Source organism: Comamonas antarctica (genome assembly GCF_013363755.1).
Taxonomy (GTDB): domain Bacteria; phylum Pseudomonadota; class Gammaproteobacteria; order Burkholderiales; family Burkholderiaceae_C; genus Comamonas; species Comamonas antarctica.
In genome coordinates this window covers 1,625,306-1,638,599 of record NZ_CP054840.1, presented here as the reverse complement: position 1 = coordinate 1,638,599, position 13,294 = coordinate 1,625,306, and the positions used below count along the sequence as shown (strand labels likewise).

12 protein-coding genes are annotated in these 13,294 nt (G+C 68.1%); 7 read left to right on the top strand and 5 right to left on the bottom strand.

Annotated elements, in window-relative coordinates; translation table 11 throughout:
• Positions 1-26 precede the first annotated feature (26 nt).
• The 6 genes from HUK68_RS07880 to cobA all read left to right on the top strand — a co-directional run bounded on the left by HUK68_RS07880 (position 27) and on the right by cobA (position 8,376).
• Complete coding sequence (locus HUK68_RS07880) at positions 27-995, top strand: Bug family tripartite tricarboxylate transporter substrate binding protein (RefSeq protein ID WP_175503690.1); 969 nt, start codon at positions 27-29, stop codon at positions 993-995.
• Positions 988-1,521 (top strand): GAF domain-containing protein, encoded by a 534-nt coding sequence (locus HUK68_RS07875; protein ID WP_244146287.1) that lies wholly within the window; start codon positions 988-990, stop codon positions 1,519-1,521. Before HUK68_RS07880 ends, HUK68_RS07875 begins: the two co-directional genes overlap by 8 nt.
• A gap of 299 nt (positions 1,522-1,820) precedes the next feature.
• A complete protein-coding gene (gene nirB / locus HUK68_RS07870) occupies positions 1,821-4,301 on the top strand; it encodes a nitrite reductase large subunit NirB (RefSeq protein ID WP_175503689.1) in 2,481 nt (826 codons plus the stop codon).
• Between the two features lie 11 nt (positions 4,302-4,312).
• On the top strand, positions 4,313-4,702 hold the full coding sequence (locus tag HUK68_RS07865) for a nitrite reductase (NAD(P)H) small subunit (RefSeq protein WP_175503688.1): 390 nt from the start codon (positions 4,313-4,315) through the stop codon (positions 4,700-4,702).
• 2 nt (positions 4,703-4,704) lie between these two features.
• Positions 4,705-7,551, top strand: coding sequence for a nitrate reductase (locus tag HUK68_RS07860; protein ID WP_175503687.1), 2,847 nt, complete (start codon positions 4,705-4,707; stop codon positions 7,549-7,551).
• 9 nt (positions 7,552-7,560) lie between these two features.
• A complete protein-coding gene (gene cobA / locus HUK68_RS07855) occupies positions 7,561-8,376 on the top strand; it encodes a uroporphyrinogen-III C-methyltransferase (RefSeq protein ID WP_175503686.1) in 816 nt (271 codons plus the stop codon).
• A 95-nt stretch (positions 8,377-8,471) separates the two neighbouring features.
• Here cobA and HUK68_RS07850 read toward each other — a convergent pair whose 3' ends face one another.
• The 5 genes from HUK68_RS07850 to HUK68_RS07830 form a co-directional block, all read right to left on the bottom strand.
• Entirely contained in the window at positions 8,472-8,675 is a 204-nt protein-coding gene (locus HUK68_RS07850; RefSeq protein WP_175503685.1) for a hypothetical protein, read from the bottom strand.
• A gap of 89 nt (positions 8,676-8,764) precedes the next feature.
• Entirely contained in the window at positions 8,765-11,101 is a 2,337-nt protein-coding gene (locus tag HUK68_RS07845) for a hypothetical protein (protein WP_175503684.1), read from the bottom strand.
• Positions 11,102-11,116: 15 nt separating this feature from the next.
• Positions 11,117-11,545 (bottom strand): type III secretion system chaperone, encoded by a 429-nt coding sequence (locus tag HUK68_RS07840; RefSeq protein WP_175503683.1) that lies wholly within the window; start codon positions 11,543-11,545, stop codon positions 11,117-11,119.
• 29 nt (positions 11,546-11,574) lie between these two features.
• Positions 11,575-12,006: a type III secretion system chaperone gene (locus HUK68_RS07835; RefSeq protein WP_175503682.1), complete on the bottom strand. Its 432-nt coding sequence runs from the start codon at positions 12,004-12,006 to the stop codon at positions 11,575-11,577.
• 18 nt (positions 12,007-12,024) lie between these two features.
• On the bottom strand, positions 12,025-12,480 hold the full coding sequence (locus HUK68_RS07830) for a type III secretion system chaperone (RefSeq protein ID WP_175503681.1): 456 nt from the start codon (positions 12,478-12,480) through the stop codon (positions 12,025-12,027).
• Between the two features lie 276 nt (positions 12,481-12,756).
• Between HUK68_RS07830 and HUK68_RS07825 the strand changes: the two genes are divergently transcribed.
• The gene (locus HUK68_RS07825) at positions 12,757-13,152 is read left to right on the top strand and encodes a hypothetical protein (RefSeq protein ID WP_175503680.1); all 396 of its coding nucleotides are present in this window, start codon (positions 12,757-12,759) and stop codon (positions 13,150-13,152) included.
• Positions 13,153-13,294: the final 142 nt, after the last annotated feature.

Below are 13,294 nucleotides of genomic sequence, written 5' to 3'. Positions count from 1 at the left end.
TTCCTCTTTCAACCACTGGAGCTTCCATGATCTCTCGCCGTATCCGCGCCCTGTGCGCCACCGCCTTGCTGGCCGTTGCCGGCGCGGCGTCCGCCGCCTACCCCGACAAGCCCATCACGCTGATCGTTCCCTGGGCGCCCGGTGGATCGACCGACATCCTGGCGCGCGCGCTGGGCGAGCGCATGTCCAAGTCGCTGGGCCAGACGGTGATCGTCGACAACCGCGCGGGCGCCTCGGGCAACATCGGCTCGAACCTCGTGGCCAAGGCGCGGCCCGACGGCTACACGCTGCTGGTGGGCTCGATGAGCACGCATGCCATGAATCCGGCGCTGATGGCCAGCATGCCCTTCAAGGGCGTCGAGGACTTCACGCCGATCGCCCAGCTGGCCAACGTGATCAACACCATGGTGGTGAGCACCTCGGTGCCGGCCAACAACCTGCAGGAATTCATTGCCTACGCCAAGGCAAATCCCGGCAAGCTGAATTACGCCACCGCGGGCCAGGGCTCGACCAACCACCTGAGCGCCGTGCTGTTTGAAAAGGCCGCCGGCATCTCGATGGTGCATGTGCCCTACAAGGGCGGCGCGCCGGCCGTGGTCGACACCGTGGCCGACCAGACCCAGGTGCTGTTCTCGGCCGGCACGCAGACGCTGCCGCATGTCAAGAGCGGCAAGCTCAAGCTGCTGGCCGTGACCGAGGCCAAGCGCTCGGCGCTGATGCCCGAAGGCGTGCCCACGGTCGGCGAGACGCTGCCCGGCTACGAGCTCGGCGTCTGGTACGGCCTGTTCGGCCCGGCCCACATGCCCAAGGAGCTCGTGGACCGGCTCAACGCGGCCGCCAACGCCGCCATGGCCGATCCCGCCGTAAAGGCGCGCATGGACAGCCTGGGCGTCGAGGTCGTCAAGACCACGCCGGCGCAGTTTGCCGCGGTGCTCAAGTCCGATGCCGAACGCTACGGCAAGATCATCCGCGAACTGGGTATCAAGGGTGAGTGAAGACCGCGACCTGAGGCTGCCGGCGGCCGCGGCCACGGCGCTGTGCCGCGAACTGCCGCGCGCGGCCGATCTGACGGCCGCGATGCAGTTGATCGAGGCCCAGCGCCAGCTGCTGCTGGGCGACGGCCTGCTCACCGTGAACCATGTGCTGTGGCCCGATGCCGCCGGCGCGCCCGAGGCCATCGAGCTGCAGCGCATCTGGTCCTCGCGCCCGGCCGAGTATCCGGTCGCGGGCCGCAAGCGCAAGACCCTCACGCCCTGGACCCGGCAGCTGCTGCTGGACAGTGAAATCTTCATTGGCGAAGGCCAGGCGGCGCTGCAGCAGGTCTTCGACGACCACCGGCTGATCCTGTCGATGGGACTGCAGTCGGTGCTGAACGTGCCGCTGGTGCGCGCCGATGGCCGCTGCTTTGCGACCTTCAACGTGCTGGGCACCGTGGCGCAGTGGAGCGTGCTGGACAAACTGCGGATCGAACTGCTGGCGGCGCTGGCCCGGCCTTTCGTGGCGCGGCATGTGGAGGGTTGAATCCGTGGGGCAGTGATCGGCCTGCGCGCGCACCGCGCTGGCCAGTCGCCCCGGGCCATGCACCCGAATGCGGCGGGCGGTTCACCATCGCGGTGCACCGATCCGCCGCGAGCGGCCAGCGGCGCTCTGGCGTCAGGCTGGCCCGCAAATTGCTTCATACGCTGCGTGGCCACCGACGGCCACAGGGTTTCGGTGCAACGGTGGACCTGAACCCATGACGAAGGCGTCTTTCCCCGCAGCTTTGCTGTGCCGGGACGGACGCCTTTTTTGTTTTCAGCACTGCCCACGAAAGACGGAAGATGAAGCAATCCAGACTGGTCATGGTCGGCAACGGGATGGCAGGCGTGCGCGCGCTCGAGGAACTGCTCAAGCTCGCGCCCGACCTGTACGACATCACGGTATTCGGCAGCGAGCCGCATCCCAACTACAACCGCATCATGCTGTCGCCGCTGCTCGCGGGCGAGCAGACGCTCGAGCAGATCGTGCTCAATGACTGGAACTGGTACACCGACAACGGCATCACGCTGCACGCCGGCTGCACGGTCACGAAAATCGACCGCCAGACGCGCAGCGTGCATGCGGTCAACGCCGCGGGCGAGCCATTGAGCGCGCCCTACGACCGGCTGATCATGGCCACGGGCTCGAATGCCTTCATCCTGCCGATTCCGGGCAGCCAGTTGCAAGGGGTGCTGGGCTACCGCGACATTGCCGACACCCAGGCCATGATCGATGCCGCCACGCAGTACCCGCATGCGGTGGTGATCGGCGGCGGGCTGCTGGGCCTCGAAGCCGCCAACGGGCTGATGAAGCGCGGCATGCAGGTCACGGTGGTGCATGTCGGCGACTGGCTGATGGAGCGCCAGCTCGACGAAACCGCGGCAAAGCTGCTGCGCAAGTCGCTGCAGGAGCGCGGCATGCGCTTCCTCATGGGCGCGCAGACGCAGGAGCTGCTGGGCAATGACGCCGGCCGCGTGCGCGCCGTGCGCTTCAAGGACGGCAGCGAAGTGCCGGCCGATCTGGTGGTGATGGCCGTGGGCATCCGCCCCAACACCGCGCTGGCCGAGTCGGCGCGGCTGCATGTGAACCGCGGCATCGTGGTGCACGACACATTGCAGACCACCACCGACCCGCGCATCTATGCGGTGGGCGAATGCGCGGCCCACCGCGGCGTGGCCTATGGGCTGGTCGCGCCGTTGTTCGAGCAGGGCAAGGTGCTGGCGAACCACCTGGCCGAGCTGGGCATCAGCCGCTACGAAGGGTCGGTCACCTCGACCAAGCTCAAGGTCACGGGCATCGACCTGTTTTCGGCCGGCAACTTCCAGGGCTCGGCCGATACCGAGGAAATCGTGCTCAGCGACCCGATCGGCGGCGTCTACAAGAAGCTGGTCATCGAGAACGACAAACTGGTCGGTGCCTGCCTCTATGGCGACACGGTGGACGGCAGCTGGTACTTCAAGCTGCTGCGCGAAGGCCAGAGCATCGCCGGCATCCGCGACCGGCTGATGTTTGGCGAATCGAATCTCGGCGACAGCGGGCACGAGGGCCACAGCAAGGCCGCGGCCATGGCCGACAGCGACGAGGTCTGCGGCTGCAACGGCATCACCAAGGGCAGCATCTGCCAGGCCATCAAGGACAAGGGCCTGTTCACGCTCGAGGAAGTGCGCAAGCACACCAAGGCCAGCGCCAGCTGCGGCTCGTGCACCGGGCTGGTCGAGCAGATCATCATGTTCACCGCGGGCGGCGACTATTCGGCCAAGCCCAGGCTCAAGGCCATGTGCGGCTGTACCGACCACGGCCACCAGGCGGTGCGCGACGCCATCCGCGCCAATAGGCTGCTGAGCATCCCGGCCGTCTACCGCTTCATGGAGTGGCGCACGCCCAACGGCTGCGCGAGCTGCCGCCCGGCGATCAACTACTACCTGCTGAGCACCTGGCCCAAGGAGGCGCAGGACGACCCGCAAAGCCGCTACATCAACGAGCGCAGCCACGCGAACATCCAGAAGGACGGTACCTATAGCGTGATCCCGCGCATGTGGGGCGGCGAGACCACGGCCGACGAGCTGCGCCGCATTGCCGACGCGGTCGACAAGTACCAGATTCCCACCGTCAAGGTCACGGGCGGGCAGCGCATCGACCTGCTGGGCGTGAAGAAGGAAGACCTGGTCAACGTCTGGCGCGACATCGGCATGCCCAGCGGCCACGCGTATGCCAAGGCGCTGCGCACCGTGAAGACCTGCGTCGGCTCGGAATGGTGCCGCATGGGCACGCAGGACAGCACGCAGATGGGCAAGGACCTGGAGCGCGCGATGTGGCGCATGTACGCCCCGCACAAGGTCAAGTTCGCGGTGTCGGGCTGCCCGCGCAACTGCGCCGAAAGCGGCATCAAGGACGTGGGCGTGATCGGCGTCGACAGCGGCTGGGAGCTGCACATCGCGGGCAATGGCGGCATCAAGACCGAGGTCGCGCACTTCTTCACCAAGGTCAAGACCGCGGCCGAGGTGCTCGAGTACACGGGCGCCTTCATGCAGCTGTACCGCGAGGAAGGCTGGTACCTCGAGCGCACCGTGCATTACGTCAACCGCGTCGGCCTCGACTATGTCAAGCAGCGCATTCTCGAGGACCACACGGGCCGCGCCGAACTCTGGGAGCGGCTGCAGTTCGCGCTCGACGGCGAGCCCGATCCCTGGTTCGAGCTGCAGAAGGCGGCCGTGGACGAACGCCAGTTCACGCCCGTCGCCCAGGTGTCCCATTCGGCCGCCACCGCCACCCTGCCCGCCTGAGAGGAAAGAACATGTCCGACTGGATCCCTATCTGCGCCCTGGACGACATCCCGGTGCTGGGCGCGCGCCGCGTGGCGCGCGCGCGCGGCCTCGATGTCGCCATCTTCCGCAACGAAGCCGATGGCGTTTTTGCGCTGCTCGACCGCTGCCCGCACAAGGGCGGGCCTCTGTCCCAGGGCATCGTGCTGGGCAACAGCGTGGCCTGCCCGCTGCACAACTGGACCATTGGCTGCGACGGCCAGGCCGCGGCGCCCGACGAGGGCTGCACGCCGGGCTTTCGCGTCAAGCTGGAACAAGGCCAGGTCTATCTCGATGCCGGGGAGTTGGCCGAACACGCCATCACCCAGACCCGCCCGGTGGCCGGCCCGGTCTCGCGCAAACCGGCCTGCGCGCCCGCCTGAGCATGCGCGCCGCCCCCGTCACGCAAACGCGCTCGACCTGCCCCTATTGCGGCGTGGGTTGCGGCGTGATCATCGAGGCGCAAGACGGCCGGATCACGGGCGTGCAGGGCGACCCGCTGCACCCCGCGAACTTCGGCAAGCTCTGCACCAAGGGCAGCACGCTGCACCTCACGGCCACGGCCGAAGTCACGCGCCAGGCGCGGCTGCTGCAGCCGCTGCAGCGCCTGGCGCGTGGCGCGCAGCCAGTGCCCATCGGCTGGGATGCGGCGCTCGACCAGGCGAGCAAGCAACTGGCGCGGATCATCACCGACCATGGCTCGGATGCCGTGGGCTTCTACCTCAGCGGCCAGTTGCTGACCGAGGACTATTACGCGTTCAACAAGCTGGTCAAGGGCCTGATCGGCACAAACAACCTCGACACCAATTCGCGGCTGTGCATGAGCAGCGCCGTGGCGGGCTACAAGGCCACGCTGGGCGCCGATGCGCCGCCGGCCTGCTATGAGGACATCGAACGCGCGCACTGTGTGTTCCTGGTCGGCAGCAACGCCGCGTGGGCGCACCCCATCCTGTTTCGCCGCCTCGAAGCCGCCAAGGCTGCGAACCCGGCGATGAAGATCATCGTCGCCGACCCGCGCCGCACCGATACCGCGAGCCTTGCCGACCTGTTCCTGCCGGTGGCTCCCGGCACCGATGTGCTCATGTTCCAGGGCCTGCTGCATCTGATGCTCTGGGAAGGCTGGATCGACCACCACTACATTGCCGACCACACCACGGGCTTCGATGCGCTCAAGCGCCTGGTGCGCGACGCCACGCCCGAGCGCGTGGCGCAGGAATGCGGCCTGCGCGAAGCGGACCTGCTGCAGGCCGCGCGCTGGTTCGCGCAGTCGCCGGCCACGCTGAGCCTGTACTGCCAGGGCCTGAACCAGAGCAGCAGCGGCACGGCCAAGAACGCCGCGCTGATCAACCTGCATCTGGCCACGGGCCAGATCGGCCGGCCCGGCGCCGGTCCCTTGTCGCTCACGGGCCAGCCCAATGCGATGGGCGGGCGCGAAGTCGGCGGCATGGCAAACTTGCTCAGCGGCCACCGCGACCTGGCCAACGCCGCGCACCGCGCCGAAGTCGCGGCGCTGTGGGGCATTCCCGCGGTGCCGTCGGCTCCCGGCAAGACCGCGGTGGAGATGTTCGAGGCCGCGGCGGACGGCGAGATCAAGGCCCTGTGGATTGCCTGCACCAACCCCGCGCAAAGCATGCCCGACCAGCGCACCGTGCAGCGCGCGCTGGAGCGCGCCGAACTGGTGGTGGTGCAGGAAGCCTTCGCCACCACCGAAACCGCGCGCCACGCGCACCTGCTGCTGCCGGCCACGACCTGGGGCGAGAAGATCGGCACCGTCACCAACAGCGAACGCCGCATCTCGCGCGTGCGCGCCGCCGTGCCCGCGGCCGGCGCGGCACGCCATGACTGGCAGATCGCGGTGCAGCTCGCGCAGCGCCTTGAAACGCGGCTGCGCCCAGGCCGGCCGACGCTGTTTCCGTATGCCATCGAGCCCGCAAGCGCAGGCGCACAGGCGCTCTGGGAAGAGCATCGCGCCAGCACCGCAGGCCGCGATCTCGATATCACGGGACTGTCATGGGAGCGCCTCGAACAAGGCCCGCAGCAATGGCCGATGCCGCACGGCGCGGCCCAGGGCCAGTCGCGTCTCTACACAGACGGCGTGTTTTCCACGCCCGATGGCCGGGCCCGATTCGATGCCAGCCCCTACCGGCCGCTGTCCGAGCCGGTCGATGCGCGCTATCCCTTCAGCCTGACCACGGGCCGCCTGCGCGACCAATGGCATGGCATGAGCCGCACCGGCACGCTGGGCCGGCTGTTTGCGCATGCGCCCGAGCCGCGCATGCACATGCACCCGCAGGACATGCAGCGCCGCGGCTTCGCGGACGGCGAACTGGTGCAGGTCAGCAGCCGGCGCGGCGCGCTGCGCGTGGTGCTGCAGGCCGACGACCAGCTCGCGCCCACGCGGCTGTTCATGGCCATGCACTGGGGCAGCGAGTTTTTGGGCGGGCGCGGCGAAGACGGCCAGCCGCTGCTGGGCATCAACGCGCTGACCCAACCCGCGTTCTGCCCGGTCTCCAAGCAGCCCGAACTCAAGCACACGGCGGTGAAGATTGCCAAGGTGGAGCTTCCCTGGACGCTGCTGGCCATGGCCTGGCTGCCCGCGGAACGCGTGCTCGAAGTCCGCCAGGCGCTGGCGACGCTGATGGGGCATTTCGGGTTTGCCAGCTGCGTGCCCTTCAGCAACCAGGTGCCGCTGAGCGACGCTGCGCAGACGCGCAGCGGCGTGCTGCTGCGCGCCGCGGCCCATGAGGCACCCGCGCCCGAAGTGCTGCAGCGCGTCGAGCAGCTGCTGGGCCTGGACGGCCTGGAGGTGATCCGCTACGTAGACAAGCGGCGCCAGCAAAGCCGCACGCTGCAACTGCAGCGCACCGACGCGGGCGCGCTGCGCCTTGAAGCCCTGCTGCTGGCCGGCGACACCGCCGCGGGCACCTGGCTGGCCCAGCTGCTGACCCAGGAGCTGGCCCCGCCCCAGCCCTTGCAATTGCTGTTGACGCAGGGAGCCCGGCCGCCTGGGGGCGCCGCGCCGCGCAGTCCCCAGGTCTGCAGCTGCATGGATGTGCGCGCCGACAGCATCGCGCAGGCACTGGCGCAATGCGCGGGCAGCGCCGGCGAGCGCCTGGCGCAGCTGCAGCAGCGCCTGGGCTGCGGCACGCAGTGCGGCTCCTGCATTCCCGAACTCAAACGCCTGGTGCAGGCCACGGATGTGGCCCCGACGCCGGAAACCACCCACGCCTGAGGCCCCGCCATGTCCACCTTCTTGCCACCCTCCTCTTGCTTCGGCCGTTGCACACTTGTGGGCGCGGGCCCGGGCGATCCGGAACTGCTGACCATCAAGGCCCTCAAGGCCATTCAGGCCGCCACGGTGCTGCTGGTCGACGATCTGGTCAGCGAAGCCATCGTGGCGCTCGCGCCGCGCGGCGCGCGCCGCGTCTGGGTCGGCAAGCGCGGCGGCTGCAAGAGCACGCCCCAGGCCTTCATAGAAAAACTGATCCTGAGCCATGTGCTGGCGGGCGAACACGTAGTACGCCTCAAGGGCGGCGACCCGTTCATCTTCGGCCGCGGCGGCGAGGAGGCCGAACACCTGCGCGCCGCGGGCATCGACGTCGAGGTCGTCAATGGCATCACTGCGGGCCTGGCCGGCATGACCCAGCTGGGCGCGCCGCTGACGCACCGCGACCATGCGCATGGCGTGCTCTTCATCACCGGCCATACGCGTCCCGGCGCGGCGCCCGTCGACTGGCCGCAACTGGCGGCCACGGCCGCGGCCGCGCGGCTCACGCTGGTGGTCTACATGGGCATGAAGGGCGTGGCCGAGATCGCGCACGGCCTGGCGCAGGGCCTGCCCGCCGGCACGCCCGTGGCCGTGATCCAGAATGCCTCGCTGCCGCACCAGCGCCATGCGATCGCGCGCCTGGACGAGCTCGTGCAGGTCGTCGCGCAAAAGCAGCTGGGCAGCCCCAGCGTGCTGGTGGTCGGCGAGGTGGTGCGCTGCGCGCGCAGCTTTGCCCAGTGGATGGACCGCACGCCGCTCGAAGCCGGCACGCTGCAGGCCTGGGCCTGAACTCCATTGCCGTTCGGACTGCGCCTGTCCGTTCGGACTGCGTCTTGCCGTTCGGACCGAGCCCGTCAAAGGCCGTCAAACCCGCCCGCCGTGGCCTAGCGCTCCTCGATCCCCAACTGCTCCAGCTGGGTCTCGAGCACCTTGCGCCGGCGCACCGCCTTGGCCGCGGTTTCGCTGGCCAGCGCGATGGCGCGCGGGCCCTTGGCCGCGACGACGCGCACCAGCTGCTCCTTTTGCGCGGCTTCGGCCGCCGCCTTGCGGTAGCGGTTCAACAGATCGGCATGGGCCGGATGGTTCATAAACGCCTCGATGGTGCAAAAGCGCCATTCTCGCGCCATAAGGCCGCGCCTGCGGCTTTCGCGCGCGACGTTTCGTCGGCGCCCCAGGCTCAGCCTGCCGCCGGGCCGCGCCAGTTCTCCAGCGCTTCGCGCTGCGCCGTGTCGGCCTTGTGCAGCGCCAGCAGCGGAGCGAGCTGCGTCTCCAGCTGGGCCTCCCGGGCGCGCAAGGCTTCGGGCGACATCTTTGCCAGCGCACTGGGTGAGGGCCCGGCCGTCGCGTCCGTGCCGCGCAGTGCGATACGCAGCCGGTCCAGTGCGCCCTTTTCGTTGGCCAGCGGCGTGAACACCTGGCTGACGCTCCTGGGAACAAAAGACAGCCGCAGCACATCGCCGGCCTGCTCCACACCGGCCTCGAATTGCATTCCGTACTTTCCGCCCGGCATGCCGGGCGAGTGATCGTCGATCACCATGGCGCCCGACGGCGTGGCGCCTGCGCCTTGCATCCAGGGCGAATACGCGGTGGGCGCACCCATCAGAAAGCTGTGCAGCTTGCGCCCCGGATCCGATACCGTAAGGCTGCCATCGTCGTGGCGCACCACCTGCGGCGCGTTCGGATGCTGCGCGCGCTGCGCCGGCGACAGATCCGCCAGCGCGTCGAGATAAGCGGCCAGCGCGCGCGCCGTGGTCAGCGTGGCATGCACGGCATGCACGCCATGGAGCGCCCCCCCATCGAACGCCGCGACACCAAAATTGTGCTGGTTTGAAGCCCGCAGCGCATGCGTCAGGTTCTCGCCCTGGCACAGTTGCTGCCGAAGCACGTTGGCATCGAGCCTGGGCTGGCCGGTGCGCACGCGCCGCTGCTCGGCCGAGTCCTCGAGACCATCCAGCCTGACGGGATCCGCAACCTGGCCCAGGGCCGCGAACATGTCCTTCTTTGCGGCAATCTGGTCAAGCTCCTGGCTGGCCGCGCGGCGGCGGCCCAGGAAGAAATCGGCCACCCGGCTGAAGAGGCGGGAGAACAACCCGCGTGTGGCCTGGGCTTCCTGCACCAGCTTGCGGGTCGCTTCGCCCTTGCCCAGCGTGACGCTGATGCGCCGGGACGGCACCGCACCGGGCAAGGCATCGGCTCCCAATGCCTTCCTGACCACAGCCAGCTGCGCCTGCAGCGCGTTGATCTGCAGCCCGCGGCTGCCGCCGGACAGCACGATGCGGTCGTCGGCCCGAAGGCGCGCGCGCTCCTGCTCCTTCAGCGTGTCGAGCTGCTGCTGCAATGGCTTGCGGCTTTGCTCCGTGCCATCCTTGAGGCTCTGAATCCCCCGTTCATTGCCGTCGGATGGCAAACCCGCCACCGTCTTGGAGAGCAGATAGGTCCCCCCCGTATACGCCGCCCCCTGCAACAACACCCCTGCGACAGTGCCAAAGATGGGAGCCACCGCACCGGCCACCACCGGAGCCGCCATGGACACGGAGGCCCAGCCCAGGGCCGACGTCGCTGCGGACGCATAGCCGCCGGCGGTGTGCCAGGCGTTGAACATGTGGTCTCCCAGGCCCTGCTTCGCCGGCGTCAGCAAGGTCGTGGAGGAATTCTTAGGCTTTCCGGTCTTGCCTGCGAGTTGTGCATCGAGCACCTGGTCCATGTGGCTCAAATTTGCCGTCAGCGCGACGATCTTTTCGAAACCCTCGTCGCGCGCCGTTTTCTGCTCCGCCTGGGACTGAGGCGCGGGCGGGCTGCGCACCAGCTTCGAGGCGCCATCCAGGACGCTGCCTCCGGCATTCAGCAGGCCTCGGCCCAGCAGGTCCGGCCCGTGGTTGATCGTATGTCCCATCCACATCGCGGCTTTCAGCCCGGTACTGGCCAGGCTGTACAGCTGGTCCGTCACGCTGCGCTGCTGCTGCTCGGTCTGGGTTTCGGCGCGGTCGCGCTGCCCGGAGGTATCGGGCTGCGTCACCGGAGGCGTCTCCTTGCGCACCCCGCCCAGGGCATTGGATTTTTCGTGTTCCGCGCGCTGCGCCTGCCGGTCTTTGATGCCCTGGATCACCTCGGTCCCGGTGGTGGCACCGCCATGGTCTGAAGACCCTGGCAACGGCACAGGGCTGGAGTCGGGCAACCCGGTTTCCGCGAACGGTTCGCAATCGAAGAACTCGTCGTCGGCCGCCACGGGCTGCCAGCTCCCGGGCGTGTCGCGGCTTGCGGACAGGGCCCGGAAAACGTCCTCGTTGCTGGCCTCATGGAGCTCGAAATACTCCTCCACCTCCGTGTCGAAACCGCCCAGGGGCGCGCTTTTGGGGCCACTGGGCACCTCCAGCACGCAACCTTGCATCGCGCCCTTTCCGGCGCTGCTGCCCTGCCCCGGCTTTGCAAGCAGCTGCGGCGTGCTCTCATGCATTACATCGAGGGACGGCAGTTGCGGGCTGCCGGTACGCGCGGAGATGGATTCGTTGGCCATGAGTCTGCGCTTTCCTCAAACGGCCAGTGTTGCCATATTGGCCGTCTCGCGCCCCTGCACGATCTCGCGCCAAAGCAGCGCCACCTCGGCGAATGCCTCGACCACGACCGCCAGCGCCGGCGCATCGCACAGCGCCAGCGGCGCGCGCGCGCAGACCAGCACCGCGCCGGTATGCGCCTGCAAGCCCAGCGTGCAGCCACCCGTGCCAACCCAGAAGGCGTTGGCTTCGAGCATCAGCTGCATCAGGCGCTCGCGCGGCACTTCGGGCGCTGGCAGGCCCAGGCTGGTGAACAGCATGATGCTGCCGTTTTCCTCGTCGCCTTCGACATTGAATCCAATGCTCAGGTCTGCAACCTGCACCTCCTGGACGGCGGTCAGCTCGGAGGCGGGTTCGATCTCCATCAGCCGGGCGTAGTTTTCAAGCAGATGCTGGTAGCGGGTCATGGTGGCTCCTTCAACAAGACAGGGATCGGTCAGGACAGCGCCGCAGTGGCGCCCGGCTGACCCAGGCCGCGTTCGAGCGCCGAGGTCCACAGGGCGGCCGCTTCGACCAGCACGCGGCAGACGCGTGCCAACGCGGGTGCAGGCGTCTCCAGCGCATGCGTGCTGGACAGCACCAGGTCATCGGTGGCCTGCTGCAGGCCCAGTGTCGCGCCCCCGGTGGCGGCCCCCAGCGTGTTGGCCTGCAGCAGCAGCCGCAGCAAGGACAACGGCGCCTGGGAAGACAAGCTGCCTATCCTGCAGGCCACCTGTATCGCGGGCGTGCCGGTGCGCTGCACCGCCGAGAACGCCAGTGCAACATCGTTCACAAGCAGTTCCTCGCGTTCGGCAAACGCGTCCGGATCGACGCCGATCTCCAGTGCCAGCGCGGCGAGCGCCTCGCGGTAGGTCATGGGACTTGGCATGGCAGTTTGGGGGCACGCTCAGGCGCGCAGATGAAGGGAATGGGACGGCGCATCGGGTGCCGACAGGGCCGAACGCGCGATTTCCTCGGTCCAGCGCTCGGCCTGGCGCAGCAATCCGGTGATCGCAGTGGCAAGCCGTGCGGCATCCAGCGAGCCGACGCGTGCCGCCACGCTGAGCATGACCGCTTCTTCGCCGCGCAGACCCAGCGTGGCGCCGCGCGTGCCGGACCACAGGTTGTTGGCGTGCAGCAGGAGGCGGCACAGGGGCTCCGACGCACTGGCAGGAAGATGCGTCACGTCGCAGCGCAACACGATCCGGTCCTCCGCGCGATCATGGAGATCGCGCTCGAGAAAAAAATCGACGCGCCGGCCGCGCACTTCCAGGGTCTGGGCCCTGCGAAAAGCCGCCGGGTCCATCCCGCGCACGCCTTGCGCCAATGCTTCCAGCAAACGGAAATAGGGATCATCAAGCAATTGGGACTCCTGCGATGCATAACGCCGCTCGCCGATGCAAGCCCCCATGAGTGGCGGTTGCGGTGCTCAAGTTCCAATGCCTGCAGATCCCCGCTTCCAGCAGCGTGGTTTTTTGAGCAAAAACACATCATTGGCGTTTGCCCAAGTTGACAAGGGAGCAACAAAAGGTAAGAGCCGGACCGTCCTACACCTCATCTTTGGACCGGCGCGCATAGTAAGGGTTCAGTGGCAGCCGATCACTGAGCAACATCGCCAACACCCTCAAGGAGTATGGAAATGACACAGCAAGACCAGAACCGCAATTCGGGCATGGGCCAGCAGCAGCAAAGCAATCCCAATCGGGAAGGCCAGCAACAGCAAAGCAGCCCGGGCCAGCAGCAATCCGGCAGCAACACCCCTGGCCAGCAGCAGCAGAGCAATCCCGGTCAGCAGCGCACCGGCAGCAACTATCCGGGCCAGCAGCAGCAAAGCAATCCCGGCCAGTACCAGCCCGGCAGTTCCAGCAATGCAAGCCAGGCGCAACAGCAAAACAACCCGGGTCAGCAACAGCAGACCAATCCAGGCCAGCAACAACCTGGCAGTTCCAACAATCCCGGGCAGCAGCAGCAGTCCAACCCAGGCCAGCAACAGCCGGGCGGCAACAACCCCGGCCAGCAGCGCACGGGACAGTGATGCACTAGGGGCTTGCGCCCCGATGTCGTGAGTGGCAGGCGTTCTCGCGCCCGGCCATTCGAAGGGCCTGCGGGCCCTTTTTTCATGGCGCTGTCCCCGTACTTCCAGGAAGCGCGCGCATCGATGCGGCGGCCTCCTACCT